This window comes from Rheinheimera sp. MM224, assembly GCF_947090785.1.
Taxonomy (GTDB): Bacteria; Pseudomonadota; Gammaproteobacteria; order Enterobacterales; family Alteromonadaceae; genus Pararheinheimera.
This window is the reverse complement of the sequence record NZ_OX352320.1, coordinates 715,401-730,259: the sequence shown is the minus strand read 5'-3', so window position 1 is coordinate 730,259 and position 14,859 is coordinate 715,401. Positions and strand designations below refer to the sequence as shown.

The window sequence follows — 14,859 nt, the reverse complement described above, 5'->3', positions numbered from 1 at the left end:
ATTGTGGTCCTGTAGTCCGTTGATTTGAGGGTATTGTGGAACAAAAACTAAGTGCTATACAACAGTTAGTCTGGTTTCAGTCTGGTCCTCCCCGGCTGGAGCTGACAGAAGAAGGCTCTTTTTTATGCCTTTATCTGGATGGGATCATGCAAAGTAAAATGAATCAGTTGGCACCGGCATCCACACTTTCTGCGCATCTGGTTCCTATTCTGATGTCATTACAACAACTTAAACCAGAATCAGTTTTGCAGCTGGGTTTGGGTGGTGGGGATATCAACCGCTTTATAACCACAACATTGCCGAATACCAAATTGCTGACGGTGGAGATGAACCAGGCGGTGATCGATGCTTATCAGCGTTTTTTTTGCCTTAGAGGTAAAGAAGAATTGCTGGCGTTACCAGCGCAGGACTTTCTGCACAATAATCAGCTACAATTCCCTTTCGTGATCTGGGATATTTATCCGCTTTTTGCAGGCTGGCAACAGGCGATGCAAAAAACATTAGAGCAAGTGGGCACTATTTGGATCAATTTGTCACAACCCGACTATCAGCCGCTGTTGGAAGCTTTGCTAACGGGCCGCAGCTATCAGTGCCACCAAGCCGAAGGTTATCTGAATCTGGTGTACGAAATTAGTCCGTTAACTGTTTAACAAAAAGGTGACGGGCCCGTTGTTCACCAACGCTACCTGCATATCAGCACCAAACTGACCTGTAGCTACCTCAATACCAAAACTTCTGCAGTAAGTAACAAAATCCTGATACAACTTCAATGCGTTATCAGGATGAGCTGCGGTAGAAAAACTGGGTCTTAAGCCCGAATTGGTATCTGCCGCTAAAGTAAATTGTGATACCACTAACAAAGCACCACCAGCTTGTTGCACATTCAGATTCATTTTGCCGTTTTCATCAGAAAACACTCTGTATTTCAGTACTTTCTCTGCCAGCTTTTTGAGTTGTTGCTCTGTGTCATCTTTTTCTACGCCAAGCAGCACCAGTAAACCTGTATTGATGGCACCAACCAGCTGTTGATCAACAGTAACGCTGGCCGAACTGACGCGCTGAATGAGTGCTTTCATACGACGACTTCCATTTCCACAGACGTTAACATCTTCGCCATCACCAAACTGGCTTGATACAAAGCGTTAGCTATGCCCACTTCAGACGCGGAGTGACCAGCATCCACCACCCAATTCAGCTGTGCACCAGGCCAGAGCGAAACCAAACTAAAGGCATTTTCGGCTTTGCAGATCATATCGTAACGGCCATGCACGACCTGGCAAGGTAAATGACTGATTTTATGTATGTTATTCAGCAGCTGATCGGGTTCAAAAAAACACTGATGCTGAAAATAATGATGTTCAATCAGTGCCAAAGCTAAAGCAGACTGCGCATCCATTTCGCCACTGCGGGCAAATTCGTTAGGTAGCAAAGTGGCAATACGGGATTCCCAGATACTCCAGGCCAAAGCCGCCTCTAAACGGACAGCTTCATCTTCGTGATGCAGCTGTAACTGGTAGGCCTGCAGAACATCCAGCGATGAAAGATGAGCGATTGGCTTGATAAAATCCTGATAATAATCAGGAAAAACCTGACTAGCACCAAAGCCTGCCCGGTACAGCCAGTCGATATCCTGTTCACGTCCAAGGAAAATGCCCCGCAAAATAAAACCCAGACAATGTTGCGGATAAGCCTGGCCATATGCCAAAGCCAGAGTGCTGCCCCAGGAACCACCAGCGACCAGCCATTTCGAAATACCCAGATGCTGGCGGATTTGTTCCATGTCGGCGATCAGATGTTGAGTGCTGTTGCTTTCCAACTGCAAAGCCGGAGTAGATAAACCACAGCCTCGCTGATCAAAAATAATAATATGGTACAAAGCCGGATCAAACAGCTGACGGTGAAAAGGTGAGCTACCTCCGCCTGGTCCACCATGACAATAAATCACCGGAATACCCTGAGGGTTACCACTTTGTTCCAGATAAATCTGCTGATGATCAGGAGTTTGGAGCCATTCGGTGCTAAAAGGCTCTAGAGGCGCAGCTGTATTCATGCGGTGCTGTCCTTTTCGGCTAGTTTTTCTGTTTCAGAGGCTGCCTGCAGATAAAGCTCTTCCAACAAAGCCGTTAACTCAGCGCCTATTAACACCACTAACCACACCAGATAGATCCACAAAAATAAGATTGGCACCAAAGCTAAAGCACCATAAATGGCCTGATAGGATGGAAAATGGGTGATATAAAGGGCAAAACCTTTTTTCAACAATTCAAACATAACGCTGGCGGCTACAGCGCCAATCAATGCATGGCGATACTGCACTTTGGCATTAGGCACGACCAGATACAGCAGGAAAAAAGCCAAAATAGAAAACACATAAGGTGTCAGTGCCAGCAGTACGCTGCTTAACCCCGGAGTGTAGCCTTCAGCCAGGCTAGAGAAGGACAAAATATAAGAGGTGACAGCAATGGAGGCCCCAAGCAGAATAGGACCAAAGGTCAGCACCATCCAATAAATCGAAAACGAAATAATCAGCCGTGGCCGTTTTTTAATACGGAATATGCTGTTGATGGTTTTATCGATATTGTGGATCAGCATCAGCGCCACAACCACCAAAGCTCCTATACCTACGGCTGTCATTTTGCCAATATTTTCAACGAACCCGGCAATATACAAACGTAAGTCATCGCCTTTCGCAGGCGCCACATTGGCATATAAAAAGGCTTCCAGCTGGTCGCGTAATTCAGCAAACATAGGAAAAGCGCCCATCACGGAAAACATCACCGCAATAAAAGGCACCAGAGACAATAACGAGATATAAGCCAGGTAACCACCAATCACATTGATCTGGTCCTGTTGGCAACGCTTGAGATACAAGTTTAAAAAATCATTGCTCTTTGAGCGCCACAACTGCAGCTTCTCTTTGTCCCATCCTTGTGCCATCAGGTTTTACTCCACGAAGCTGAACGCTGTACCTGAAGACAGAGCTTCAGTTAAAGCTTTGCTTGGTTTTTCAATAAAATCAGCACCTTGCTGATCAATAAATAACACAGGTAATTTCAGTTCATCCGCCACCTTCAGTCCCTGCTCACTACCCATACATAAAAAGGCAGTAGACCAGGCATCCCCCCATGTCGGATCAGGAATTAAGATGGTCGTAGACACTGTAGCATGAGTCACAGGTGTTCCGGTGCGTGCGTCAAGTACATGACTGTAACGTACACCATCCTGATCATAAAAGTGACGGTAAGTGCCTGATGTCATAATAGATAAAGGCTCATCCTGCTGCACACTGATGATTTTTTGTAATTTTTGCGAGTCAGGTAAAGGTTTTTCAATAGCAACACGCCAGGCCTTAGCTTCCGGTTTTTTACCTTTACTGACCAGTTCGCCCCCAACTTCCACCAGATAGTTTTGAATACCAGCCTTATCAAGAATTTTAGCCAGTTGGCCTACTGTATAACCCTGCGCTATAGAGGACACATCCACTCTTAACGCCGGGTTGAGTTTGGTCAGACTGGTTTCAGTACTCTTTACCTTGTCTAAACCAATAGTTAGCTTTAACGCCTGAATTTGCTCAGCACTGGGTTTGGTTAATTTATCACCACGAAAGCCCCACAGCTCGAAATAAGGTTTTACCGTTAAATCATAACAACCTTCACTGTAAGTCGACACTTGTCTGGCAATTTCCACCAGTTGCACCAGCTCGTCACCTACTTCAACAGGGTTCTGGCTCTGTTGAGCATTAAAAGCTTCAATCACAGAGTCAGGTCTGTAATTCGACATCAGCAAATCAATTCGATCCAATTCGTCTTTTAACTGAGTTTCTAAGCTACTTTTATCCAGCTCATGTTCGCTCCAAAAGCTGACAGTAAAGGTAGATCCTTGGGCTGGACCTGAAATACGTTGTATTTGATCGGGTTGACTACAGGCGGTTAAACCAACAAGAAGAAAGGCAAAAACACTCAGGCTTTTTAACGACATAAGGCACTACAGACAAAAGAATGGATAGCGCCAGTGTAAACAAAACAGGCTATAAAATCCAGCCACTAAGGCCGTGGATTCTGGCTTACAGCGAGATAACAACACAAACTGAACGCTTAAATTCAGGTTTTGGTCGCTGGCAATTTGTGCAATGCAGTAAGGCAGGTTAGTTTGTTGACTGTCTTATCAGAAGAGGTTTAACAATGAAAAAGCCCCAGGCCTTTGCGCCTTTTATTTACTCCTGCATCGCAAGCGCGACCTTGCTTTGTGCTTTGCCCGTTTTTGCTTCAACTGCAACAAGCCAGTACTTTGAATCTGAAGATATTTTTGCTCTGGAATATGCCAACGATCCGCAAGTGTCGCCTGACGGCAAACAAGTAGTTTACGTGCGTAACAGCAACGATATTATGACGGACGGTACCCACAGCAGTTTATGGCTGCTGGATGTAAAAACTGGCCATCAAAGTCCTTTATTTGTTGATCAGTTTAACTACGGCAGTCCACGCTGGTCTGAAGATGGTAGCCGTATAGCCTTTATTTCTGATCGCTCAGGTTCGCGCCAAATCCATGTGCATTATGTCAAAGAAAACAAAACTGCTTTAGTCAGCCAGCTCTCCAAAAGCCCGGGCAATTTAAACTGGTCACCAGATGGCGAACAACTGGCCTTTACGATGAATGTTCCGGCTCAGCCCACCAAACTGGCTAAGGCGACTAAAATGCCGAAGAAACCTGAAGGAGCTAAGTGGTCTGAACCCGCAGTGTTGATTGAACGGGCTCAGTATCAGGCTGATGGTCAGGGCTTTTTAAAATCAGAGTTTCGTCATGTTTTTGTTTTACCCTCCACTGGGGGTAAAGAACGCAAGCTGACTGACGGTGATTTTAACTACGGCTCAGATTTAAGCTGGACGCCGGACGGCAAAGCACTGATTTTTTCGGCCAATACCAGCAAAGACTGGGAATACCAGCCACGAGACAGTGACCTGTATCAGTTCACTCTGGCCAACAGTCAGTTAAAGCAGCTGACCAGTATGGCGGGCCAGGAAACGTCGGCCGTATTTTCACCCGATGGCAAGTATCTGGCTTTTGTCTGGGGTAATAATGAAAAAGTGCCTTATACCAACGGCAAATTAAAACTAATGGACTGGCGCTCAGGCGAAATTAAAGATCTGACCAAAGAGCTGGATAGAGACGTCGAAAATCCACAGTGGCTGGATAACAGCAGTCTGGTGATCCAGTTTGATGATAAAGGCAAACGCACTCTTTCTTCCGTGTCTTTATCCGGCAAGTTAGAGCAGTTAACGGATCAGCTGTCCGGCGCAGGTTTACCTCAGCCTTATTTAAGCGGCGAGTACAGTGTTGCCAATGAAGTCATTGCCTTTACTCAGGGCAATGCACAACGGCCAGCCGATGTGGCTGTGATTGTTGATGGTAAAACCCGCACTTTAACGGCATTAAACGAAGATGTACTTGGTCATAAAAAACTAGGGCAAGTGCATGAAATTAATTACAAATCATCTTTTGATGGTGAACCCATCCAGGGATGGTATATCACACCACCAGATTTTGACCCGAAGAAAAAATACCCGATGATGCTGGAAATTCACGGTGGCCCACATTTAGCTTATGGCCCACATTTCAGTGCTGAAATGCAGCGTTTTGCTAAAGAAGGTTATGTGGTGTTTTACGACAACCACAGAGGCAGTTCATCTTACGGCGAACGTTTTGCCATGTTATTACACGGCAAATACAGCTCACCTGAAGATTACGCTGACCACGATTCAGGCGTCAATGCGATGATTGATCTGGGTTTTGTCGATAAAGATAACCTCTTTATCGCTGGTGGTTCTGCCGGCGGTATTGCCACTGCTTATGCTGTGGGTTTAACTCAGCGCTACAAAGCTGCGGCTGTGGTAAAACCTATTATCAACTGGCTGAGTAAAGTACTGACGGGCGACAGTTACCTGTATCAAACCTTCCATCAGTTCCCTGGTGTGCCTTGGGAAAACGTCGAGCATTACTGGAAACGATCCCCTTTGTCGCTGGTGGGTAATGTCACTACTCCTACTATGTTGATGACAGGCGAGGCTGACAGACGTACACCAATCAGTGAGTCCGAGCAGTTTTATCAGGCGCTGAAAATCCGCAAAGTCGACACAGTGATGGTGCGTATTCCAGGCTCACCTCATGGTATTGCCAATAAACCCAGCCGGATGATCACCAAGATTGAATACATTCTGGCCTGGTTTAATCAATACAAAACCAGTTCAAACTAACAATGCAAAAGCCCGGTTGTCCGGGCTTTTTTTCGTCAGCAAAGCAAGCTTCAGACAACCTGAGTATCAGGCTTGTATATAAGTGCAATTTTGTTAGTCTTGTTTCAGGCAATCCGACAGGAAATAACAGATGGCACAGTGGCTTAGCGGTACAGTAACGGCAAATACACACTGGACTGACACTTTATTCAGCCTGCGGGTGCAGACAGAAGCTTTTGATTTTATCGCGGGTCAGTTTGTCCGGCTGGCTTTGGATACAGCGGATGGCAGAGTACAACGTGCCTATTCACTGCTGAATAGCCCTGGCGACACAGAGCAGGAGTTTTTAATCAGCACTGTGGCCGATGGTTTACTAACCCCTCTGCTACAGCAGCTAAAGCCAGGTGATACAGTGCAAGTCAGTCAGCCTGCCAGCGGCTTTTTTATTCTGGATGAAGTGCCTGATGGTAAAACCCTGTGGTTGATTTCAACAGGTACTGGTATTGGCCCTTATTTATCCATGCTCGGCACAGAAACTCCGTGGCAACGCTTTTCTTCTATAGTGCTGCTGCACAGTGTACGTTTTGCTGCAGAACTGGCTTACCAGCCCCTGATTAGTCAATTTCAACAACGTCATGGGACACAACTGCATTATCAGCCGATAGTCACAAGAGAAGCTTACGCTGGCGCTTTCCAGCAACGTATTCCGGACTTAATCAGCAGCGCTAAACTGCAACAGGTCTGTGGTCAGAGTCTGGATACAGAGTCTCAGGTACTATTGTGCGGTAATCCACAAATGATCACTGAAACCAAAGCCGTATTAGAAAGCCTTGGCCTGAAAAAGAATTTACGCCGCGACCCCGGTCAGATCACAGTGGAACAGTATTGGAAATAACCATACTGGACAAGGCAATAGCTTCACCTCTCTACGCTGAGTTACAGGCAGCTGCTGCTGAGCAATGCCGACCAGATACCACTGCCAGAGCATTGTTTTGCCCTTGCTTATTTAACAGTTCAACCTATTTGAACACTGATTCACTGTCTCTCCATCAATAAAGTCCAGATTAAATAACGACCTATTTCCGAGACAACAACTGTCTTACCCACAGTCAGGCCATATCTCTTTGAATATTTCAAAAATCAGCAATAACCGTAAATATGATAAATTTGAAATCAAGAGTAAACTAATGTATAAAGACTGCTCTGGTAAGTAATACCCCTACAAACCAACGTAGCGAGACTTTTATATGATAAACACCTTAACCGCTCCAGCCGTACGTTTATCACGTGCTTTAAGTTTCAAAGGCAAGTTTTTGCTGATCTTTGCAGCTTCAATTATTCCGGGTTTACTGTTGCTGGGGTTGTCTATGCTGGACGACTTGTCGGCTATTGATCGGGATAAAACAGAGCTCCTTGGCAAAAAGTACATAGAAAAATTGACACCTGTCAGCCGTGCGATATCCGACCACAGAGCCTCAACAGCATTAGTGCTGAATGGCGATGATTCGGTCCGTACAAAAACCCACCTCGATGCATCTGCCATTAACGAAGCGCTGGCAGAGCTGGCTAAAAATACGTTGCATATTCAGGCGGAACAATGGCAAGCCAAAATTTCTGAATTCAACTCCAAATGGAAAGCATTGGACCAGCAATGGTCAGGAATGTCAGCCAGTGAGAATTCATTGGCTCATATTGAACTGATAGGTCTTGTCACTGAGTTCAGGCACCATGTTGCAGGAGACACAGGTTTACTGCTTGATCCAGACGCGAGCACCTATTATCTGATGATTACCGCAGTAGACAGTCTGCCAGCCCTGTCTGAACAGTTACAACAACTGCGTGGTTCTGTATCTTCTATCATGGCGTCAGGCCAAACGAACGAGAAAAGATTAGGCCGGATGGAAAGTACTGTACAACGCGAACTTCCCCGTATGCTGCAAAGGATCAACAATGATCTTGAGCTGGCTTCAGATGTAGATCCTGAAGCTGCAGTCCTGCTGCAACAACGCTGGAGTCCTGTTGCGGCTTCAATAAGTTCTTTTAGCCAGCAACTGATAAACACAGTGCTCGGCGGTGAAATCTCAAAAAATCAATTGGAAAACCAACTTCAGCAACTAGATGCCTTGCTACTAACAATTATGGAACTGGAAAGTTTTATGACCGAACGGTTAGAGGCAGGTTTACTGCAGCGTATCGATTCGGAATGGCTGGGGTTTTATAAGTTACTGGCTTTTGGTTTGAGTATTTTATTTCTGGTCGGTTGGTTGATTGCTGGTTTTGCCCGTGATTTAACCAACAGAGCAAAAGGATTAGAGCAAGATATGGCTTCTCTGGCCGCCGGTGATTTCAGTGCCCACGTGCGTGACAGAGGCGATGATGAGTTAAGCCGTGTAGCCCAAAGTGCTGCCAGCTTGTCGAAACAACTCGGCAGCATGATGCAGGAAATTAAAGACAGAGCAATACAACTGATGCAAGCGGCTAACAATATAGCAGCGACCAGCTCGCAATTGGCAAACTCCAGCGAAGAACAAAGCCAGGCTTCAACCTCGATGGCGGCAGCAATGGAAGAATTAACAGTCAGCGTCAGTCATATGGCTGAAAATGCAGAACAAGCCCGGCTTCAAACCGAAGAATCAGGCAAAGCGTCAGTAGCTGGCAGCAAGGTAATACACGACACAGTGCAAAGTATGCAAAGCATAGCCCTGACGGTTAAAGAAGCTTCTGGTAGTGTGACCTCGTTAGGCAATGATGCTAAGGCAATATCCAGTATTGTCGACGTGATCCGTGCTATTGCAGAGCAAACTAACTTACTGGCATTAAATGCCGCTATTGAAGCCGCAAGGGCTGGAGAGTCAGGCCGCGGATTTGCTGTAGTAGCTGATGAAGTAAGAAGCCTAGCTGCGCGCACCGCCACCTCAACCAGTGAGATCAGCCAGATGATTGCACGGATACAAACTGGCACAGCTTTGGTCGTGAACAACATGGAAAAGGGAAATCTGCAAGTTGAACAAGGCGTTGTGCTTGCAAGCGAAGCGGGACAAGCCATTGCCAGCATAAGCAAGCGCTCGGGCATGGTAGAACAAATGGTACAAAGCATGACTGTGACCTTAAATGATCAGGCAGCAGCTGCAGCTGAAGTCGCCATGAAAGTGGAAAGCATTGCTCAGATGTCTAATGAAAATACCCAGGCAACACAGAGTTCTGCACGAACCGCTGAAGACTTAAGAGCTGTGGCTACAGAACTCGATGACAGAGTCAGTCAGTTTAAGTTTTGATTGCAACACCAAGATGCCTCGGATGAGGCATCTTTAACACTGAGTCACAGGCAAAGTCAGCGAACCTTTTACAACCTGCTGCTGATGAATTTCTACCAGGCACAACTGGCTGGCGACGGCTTCAGAACTGATTTTCAGATGTGGTACCGTTTTGCCTTTGATTTTCAGCTCAACCTCTTTGTCTTTTGCCAGTTCATTCAGGCTATGCACCACACAAATATTATTGGCTAATCGATGATTTAGCGCTAAATCCAAGTCACCTACACCAGCGACCCGGCTTAAATCTCTGTCCAGATTAATACGTAAATCCGGCTTATGATCGGCAGTAAAACCAGCAAATTGCAGATTAAAAACCAGCACATCTTCAAAGGCTAAATTGTCTTGTTCAGACTGAGGAAATTCCATTGTCAGTTGTTGTACTGCGCCTAAAGATGCAGCTTTGATTAAAGCTTCGTCACCTGGCCATACTGCTTTTTCTAACCTTTCGGACAACGTAGGACCATAGACCCAACGATATAAAGCGGTGTTAGGTTCGCGACTGGCTTGTTGGTACCAGGTGTTTTGCAGCGCAGCTATTTTCTCATCTTTCAGATAATAACGCAGCGCTGTATCTTCCGGGCAAGAGGCTACAGAAAGCACAGGCTTTTTGCCCAGCGCTATCACCTGAGTGTTATTTGGATCCTGTTTTGTTTGCCACCACTCGGTTGCCAACACAGGACTGGCGCTTAAAGCCAGAGCTAATACTGCCGAAAATTTCATCACTACTCTCCAGTTGCCGCGCCATTGTAGGAGAACAACACCTTTTTGCAACTATTCATATTGTCTGCTGCGCCTGACTGGCTGCTGAATCCATGGAAAATTCCACGCTCAACCTAATGGCAGAGAACTCAGATTAAGAAATTCGGAAATAGTTTCAGTGGCGCAACAAGAACAGCTTGAACACTAGTGAGAAGGCGCAGGGGCAGGCATCTTTTGACGCTGATGGTAACGCAGAATCGCCTGATTTAATTTTGGCATAATCTCCGGATTGCGGGCTATATAGGCTTTGCTGATATAAATACCAAAAGGTAGCTGTATTTCCAGTTGTATCGAGTAGAAAGCAGGATCGAGTTTCTCTTGCTGTATCACGGCTTTTGCTGTCAGTTCGGGTAACAGAATGGCATCTACCCGACGCGAATTTAATAGGGTAAATAACATGCGGATATTGTTTGGAGCACCCGCAACTTTATAATGCTGCTTCAACAGCCATAAATAGGTATTGCTGTTTAATTGAGCAGAAACTATAGCGTTTTGCTTAAACTCAGCAGAATCTGGGTTTAAATCGCTGCGTTGCTTTAACCAAACCCAACTCCAGCCTGTGTAAGCGACAGCTGTAGAAAATTCGGCGACTTTGTTGCGCTCTTCATTTTCAGACGCCAGAAATAAACCATCCACCACCTGATTTTGCATATCCTTTACTGCCCTGCCGTAATTCGGTTCAGATACGATTTTAAAGTCTTGTTGCAGATCGGCCATAATGCTGACAAAAGCTTCATAGCCAAAACCATGATAGCTCCCATCTTGTATGTAGGTATAAGGCGGATAATCTGGCATCGCCATGCGCAAAGGCTCTTTCGCCTCCGTTGCGGCTGCTAAAAGCCAACAGCAGCATATAAAAATTTTGAGCAACTTACAGAGACTGTTCATCATGAACTTGAGCATGATAACGACGAATAGCTACGTTTAATTGCTGCATAAACTGCGGATGATTGTTCAGGTAAGTTTTATTGATATAAATCGCAAAAGGTAAGGTAATTTCCTGCTGAAAACTAAATAACGCCGTATCAATATCTTGTTCTGCCATCAGCGTTTTTATGGTCAGCTCTGGTAATAAAATGGCGTCGACTCGTTTAAATTTCAATAAATTTAACAAACCCCGGATATCGGTAGTGCCCGCGGTCACCTGATAATGATGTTCTTTCAGCCAGCGGAACGTATTGCTGTTGGTTTGTGCTGATACTTGCGCTTTATGTTTAAAGTTTGCGGAGCCTGGCACCAAATCTGTACGCTGCTTTAACCAAACCCAGGTCCATTGGATCGTCAATACAGCTTCAGAAAACTCAGCATTTTTATTGCGTTCATCACTTTCGGTCGCCAGAAAAAAACCATCGACTGTATCTTGTTGCAGCTCAACAATAGCGCGGCCAAAATGAGGCACTAACTGCACCGAAAATGGTTGCTCTAAGTCCGCCATAATAGCTGCAACAGCCTCATACCCTATGCCCTTATTATGCCCACTTTCCTGATAGGTGTATGGCGGATAGTCTGGCATTAAAAATCGTAACTCCTCCTTGGCAACAGCTTTTTCGGCGTAAGCCCAGCAGATAACAAAACACAGTAAAAACCTGAACATAAGTAACTACCATCAAAAATACAAAAAGGACTGCTGATACGAGATTAACTCTAGCAGCAATAATGAAATTGCGGTGCAAAACACAAAGAAGCAGCGCTGAGTTTTTAGCCACTCTGGCAATATGGCTTTGTGAATCAGCTTATTAGCTAAGTGACAAATGTCGGCAGGACTGTAAAATACTTAAATAGTTACCTCACTCTGCTTTTTAGTTTTTCTTTTATAACTACGGGATACAGCGCAGCATGCTAAAAGTGACACTGGAACAGTGGCGAATGTTTAAAGTGGTGGCCGATCATGGAGGCTTTAATCAGGCCGCTGCGGTGATCCATAAAAGCCAGTCCAGCATTCACACTGCAGTGCAAAAAATTGAAGCCAGCTTAGGTGTTGCTTTATTCCGGGTAGAAGGCCGTAAGACGCTGTTGACCGAAGAAGGCGAAATGATTCTGCGCCGGGTCAATTATCTGCTGGATGAAGCCTCGCGGGTTGAAGATATAGGTCTGACATTGGCCGAAGGCATAGAGACTAAATTACGTATAGCTGTGGATGAAATATTCCCGCAGCATTTATTGTACAAAGCGCTGGAAAATACCTCGGCGGCTTACCCTATGCTGCGCATTGAACTGAGTGAATCCATTTTATCCGGTGCCAAAGAGTTGCTGGAAACCTTTCAGGTGGATCTTGCGGTCTCACCACTGACCATTAAAGATATTTTCAGTGAAGAGTTATGCCAGATAGAATTTATGGCCGTTGCCTGCCCCACTCACCCACTGTTTGCCATAGAACGCGATTTAACCATTGAAGATTTAAAGTCCTATCGGCAAATAGTCGTGCGCGATTCAGCTATATCAAGGCGCAATGACGAAGGTTGGCTTGGAGCCAATCAGCGCTGGACTGTCAGTCATATGCGGACCTCGATAGATATGATTAAAAAAGGTCTGGGTTTTGCGTGGTTGCCTTTAACTTCTATAGTGGATGACTTAGAACTAGGCTTGCTGAAACCTTTACCGCTTTGTAATGGCCGAACCCGTAAAGTGAATCTGCATTTACTGTTTTTAGACGCCGACAAACTAGGCCCTGCCGCCCGCACTTTTTTAGGTGAATTGCGTTATCAGAGTATGGATTTACCTACCTCAGACGATATGTAAAAACAAACCGCCACCTGCATTCAGGTGGTGGTTTCTGTGACTCAAAACTTATTGATTTACCGGTGACCAGGCTGGCAATGCAGCTTCTGGCTTTTTATATAAAGTTGGATAAGCAGTTTTGCTGGCGTACTGCACTTCGCCATCTACAACTGTCAGCTCCGCTTCAGTCTGCAATAACTTCTCTTCAGCTACCTTTAAAATATCCTGATTCAGCACCACGAAGTCAGCATACATGCCAGGCTGAATCTGGCCTTTCACCAGCTCTTCCCCTGAAAAATAGGCACTGCCAGAGGTAAAGACTTTTAAGGCTGTCAGTCTGTCCAGCGTATTTTCTTTACCGTACAAACGAGTGCCACCTACAGTTTTACCCGATACAGCCCAGTAATAGGTTGCCCAAGGGTTGAAACTGGCGACACGGGTGCCGTCTGTACCAAAACCTACAGGAATACCCAGCTCCAGCATCTTTTTAAAAGGTGGGCTTTGTTCTGTTTTGGCTTTGCCATAACGTTGTAAAAAGTCTTCACCGGCAAAAGCCATCCGGCCCTGCACTGCAATAGCGCCACCTAAAGCTTTAACGCGTTTCAGATTTTTATCTGAAATAGTTTCAGCATGGTCGATAATCCAACGTACTTTATTCAGTGGCTGAGTCTGGTTAATAGTTTCAAACACCGTCAGCATACGTTCAATCGACTCATCGTAAGTGGCGTGAATACGGAAAGGCCAGCCTTGCACTAAATGCAAACGTACGATTTGCTCTAATTCAGGATCGGCGTCCGCATCCAGTTCTGGCCGCGCTGACATAAAGTTTTCGTAGTCAGAGGCTTTCCAGGCCAGCAACTCACCACCACCTTCTACGACATAACCGTTATCCATATGCAAATGCAGGTTCTGATTGTTTTTGTAGTTACTCATCCATTGGCTGAAGCTGCTCAACTCCTTGCCCGGGGTTTGCGGGAATAAATAGTTCGAAACCCGGATTGGCAATTTACCTGTCACAGCCAATACGGTAGAAGCCTCATAGTTTTCAGGAAAGTCATGGCCACCGCCGCCAGCGTCCACCACACTGGTCACACCTAAACTCAGCAATTTGCTGTAAAACTGTTTGCTGGAATTTAACTGGTCGTCCTGTGACAACTGCGGCAGCGCAGCTATGGTTTTGTACAAAATGGTCGGGTTAGGGTCGGCAATTAAACGGCCTGTTAATTCCCCCTGCGCGTCTTTTTCATAATAACTGTCTTTTGGTGCCACTGAGTCTTTGCTGATCCCCAGCACTTGCATAGCTTTTTTATTCAGTACAGCACCAGAGTACAAATGCAGCACAAAGACCGGAGTGTTGGGCGCAATTTCGGTCAACTCAGCCGAGGTAGGTAAACGCCTCTCTTTAAACTGATAAGGGCTAAAACCACCCACTACCCGTGCCCACTGGCCTTCTGGTGTCACTTCAACATTCTTTTTCAGCAAAGCTAAAGCGTCTTTTAATGAGGTTAACCCTTCCCAACGGGTTTCTAAATTATAAAAGCGACCACCACGCACCACATGCAAGTGAGAGTCGTTGATGCCAGGGATCACCCGACGCCCTTGGGCGTCTATCAGCTGAGTGTTAGCTGTTTTTTGCGCCAGCAGGCTTTGGCTGTCTGTAGTTAATTGTTCAAAGCGGCCATTAGTGACCGAAAAAGCCGAGTATTCTTTGCCATCAAAGGTTTGAATTTTTGCGTTGTAGACTATTAAATCAGCCGCCATCAGGCTGAATGACAAACCAGAGGCCACTGCCGCTGCGACTAAATGTTTCACCAGTTTCATAAAATCTTCCTTTTAAT

General features: G+C 45.7%; 13 protein-coding genes. 5 read left to right on the top strand and 8 right to left on the bottom strand.

All coding sequences use genetic code 11. The features are described 5' to 3' along the window. Positions 1–35: 35 nt before the first annotated feature. A complete protein-coding gene (locus OM978_RS03555; protein WP_264345553.1) occupies positions 36–650 on the top strand; it encodes a hypothetical protein in 615 nt (204 codons plus the stop codon). On the opposite strand, the gene dtd is transcribed toward OM978_RS03555, so the two are convergent. From dtd to OM978_RS03535, 4 genes are read right to left on the bottom strand one after another with little or no spacing between them, the layout of a single operon-like run. After that, complete coding sequence (dtd, locus tag OM978_RS03550; RefSeq protein WP_264345552.1) at positions 639–1,076, bottom strand: D-aminoacyl-tRNA deacylase; 438 nt, start codon at positions 1,074–1,076, stop codon at positions 639–641. The genes OM978_RS03555 and dtd overlap by 12 nt on opposite strands. Beyond that, a complete protein-coding gene (gene pip / locus OM978_RS03545) occupies positions 1,073–2,050 on the bottom strand; it encodes a prolyl aminopeptidase (RefSeq protein ID WP_264345551.1) in 978 nt (325 codons plus the stop codon). Before pip ends, dtd begins: the two co-directional genes overlap by 4 nt. Beyond that, positions 2,047–2,937: a virulence factor BrkB family protein gene (locus tag OM978_RS03540; protein ID WP_264345550.1), complete on the bottom strand. Its 891-nt coding sequence runs from the start codon at positions 2,935–2,937 to the stop codon at positions 2,047–2,049. The genes pip and OM978_RS03540 overlap by 4 nt, the downstream gene beginning before the upstream one ends. A 6-nt stretch (positions 2,938–2,943) precedes the next feature. After that, entirely contained in the window at positions 2,944–3,978 is a 1,035-nt protein-coding gene (locus OM978_RS03535; RefSeq protein ID WP_264345549.1) for an FAD:protein FMN transferase, read from the bottom strand. Between the two features lie 203 nt (positions 3,979–4,181). Here OM978_RS03535 and OM978_RS03530 point away from each other — a divergent pair, with 203 nt between their 5' ends. The 3 genes from OM978_RS03530 to OM978_RS03520 all read left to right on the top strand — a co-directional run bounded on the left by OM978_RS03530 (position 4,182) and on the right by OM978_RS03520 (position 9,505). Then, the gene (locus OM978_RS03530) at positions 4,182–6,251 is read left to right on the top strand and encodes a S9 family peptidase (RefSeq protein ID WP_264345548.1); all 2,070 of its coding nucleotides are present in this window, start codon (positions 4,182–4,184) and stop codon (positions 6,249–6,251) included. A 130-nt stretch (positions 6,252–6,381) separates the two neighbouring features. After that, the gene (locus tag OM978_RS03525) at positions 6,382–7,125 is read left to right on the top strand and encodes a ferredoxin--NADP reductase (RefSeq protein WP_264345547.1); all 744 of its coding nucleotides are present in this window, start codon (positions 6,382–6,384) and stop codon (positions 7,123–7,125) included. 352 nt (positions 7,126–7,477) lie between these two features. Beyond that, positions 7,478–9,505: a methyl-accepting chemotaxis protein gene (locus tag OM978_RS03520; protein ID WP_264345546.1), complete on the top strand. Its 2,028-nt coding sequence runs from the start codon at positions 7,478–7,480 to the stop codon at positions 9,503–9,505. 33 nt (positions 9,506–9,538) lie between these two features. Here the strand turns inward: OM978_RS03520 and OM978_RS03515 are convergent, their stop codons facing one another. The 3 genes from OM978_RS03515 to OM978_RS03505 all read right to left on the bottom strand — a co-directional run bounded on the left by OM978_RS03515 (position 9,539) and on the right by OM978_RS03505 (position 11,897). Beyond that, the gene (locus OM978_RS03515; RefSeq protein WP_264345545.1) at positions 9,539–10,264 is read right to left on the bottom strand and encodes a hypothetical protein; all 726 of its coding nucleotides are present in this window, start codon (positions 10,262–10,264) and stop codon (positions 9,539–9,541) included. A 183-nt stretch (positions 10,265–10,447) separates the two neighbouring features. Next, complete coding sequence (locus tag OM978_RS03510; protein WP_264345544.1) at positions 10,448–11,104, bottom strand: substrate-binding periplasmic protein; 657 nt, start codon at positions 11,102–11,104, stop codon at positions 10,448–10,450. Positions 11,105–11,174: 70 nt separating this feature from the next. Next, on the bottom strand, positions 11,175–11,897 hold the full coding sequence (locus OM978_RS03505) for a substrate-binding periplasmic protein (protein ID WP_264345543.1): 723 nt from the start codon (positions 11,895–11,897) through the stop codon (positions 11,175–11,177). A gap of 242 nt (positions 11,898–12,139) precedes the next feature. On the opposite strand from OM978_RS03505, the gene OM978_RS03500 reads away from it, so the two are divergent. Then, entirely contained in the window at positions 12,140–13,042 is a 903-nt protein-coding gene (locus OM978_RS03500) for a LysR family transcriptional regulator (protein ID WP_264345542.1), read from the top strand. 48 nt (positions 13,043–13,090) lie between these two features. Here OM978_RS03500 and OM978_RS03495 read toward each other — a convergent pair whose 3' ends face one another. Next, on the bottom strand, positions 13,091–14,842 hold the full coding sequence (locus tag OM978_RS03495) for an amidohydrolase (protein ID WP_264345541.1): 1,752 nt from the start codon (positions 14,840–14,842) through the stop codon (positions 13,091–13,093). Positions 14,843–14,859: the final 17 nt, after the last annotated feature.

What these genes read in the sequence shown, in the direction of transcription:
- pip (WP_264345551.1), bottom strand. Translation starts at nt 2,050, where the DNA reads ATGAATACAGCTGCGCCTCTAGAGCCTTTTAGCACCGAATGGCTCCAA.
- OM978_RS03495 (WP_264345541.1), bottom strand. Translation starts at nt 14,842, where the DNA reads ATGAAACTGGTGAAACATTTAGTCGCAGCGGCAGTGGCCTCTGGTTTG.
- OM978_RS03500 (WP_264345542.1), top strand. Translation starts at nt 12,140, where the DNA reads ATGCTAAAAGTGACACTGGAACAGTGGCGAATGTTTAAAGTGGTGGCC.
- OM978_RS03530 (WP_264345548.1), top strand. Translation starts at nt 4,182, where the DNA reads ATGAAAAAGCCCCAGGCCTTTGCGCCTTTTATTTACTCCTGCATCGCA.
- OM978_RS03525 (WP_264345547.1), top strand. Translation starts at nt 6,382, where the DNA reads ATGGCACAGTGGCTTAGCGGTACAGTAACGGCAAATACACACTGGACT.
- OM978_RS03515 (WP_264345545.1), bottom strand. Translation starts at nt 10,264, where the DNA reads ATGAAATTTTCGGCAGTATTAGCTCTGGCTTTAAGCGCCAGTCCTGTG.
- OM978_RS03535 (WP_264345549.1), bottom strand. Translation starts at nt 3,978, where the DNA reads ATGTCGTTAAAAAGCCTGAGTGTTTTTGCCTTTCTTCTTGTTGGTTTA.
- OM978_RS03520 (WP_264345546.1), top strand. Translation starts at nt 7,478, where the DNA reads ATGATAAACACCTTAACCGCTCCAGCCGTACGTTTATCACGTGCTTTA.
- dtd (WP_264345552.1), bottom strand. Translation starts at nt 1,076, where the DNA reads ATGAAAGCACTCATTCAGCGCGTCAGTTCGGCCAGCGTTACTGTTGAT.
- OM978_RS03505 (WP_264345543.1), bottom strand. Translation starts at nt 11,897, where the DNA reads ATGTTCAGGTTTTTACTGTGTTTTGTTATCTGCTGGGCTTACGCCGAA.
- OM978_RS03510 (WP_264345544.1), bottom strand. Translation starts at nt 11,104, where the DNA reads ATGGCGATGCCAGATTATCCGCCTTATACCTACATACAAGATGGGAGC.
- OM978_RS03540 (WP_264345550.1), bottom strand. Translation starts at nt 2,937, where the DNA reads ATGGCACAAGGATGGGACAAAGAGAAGCTGCAGTTGTGGCGCTCAAAG.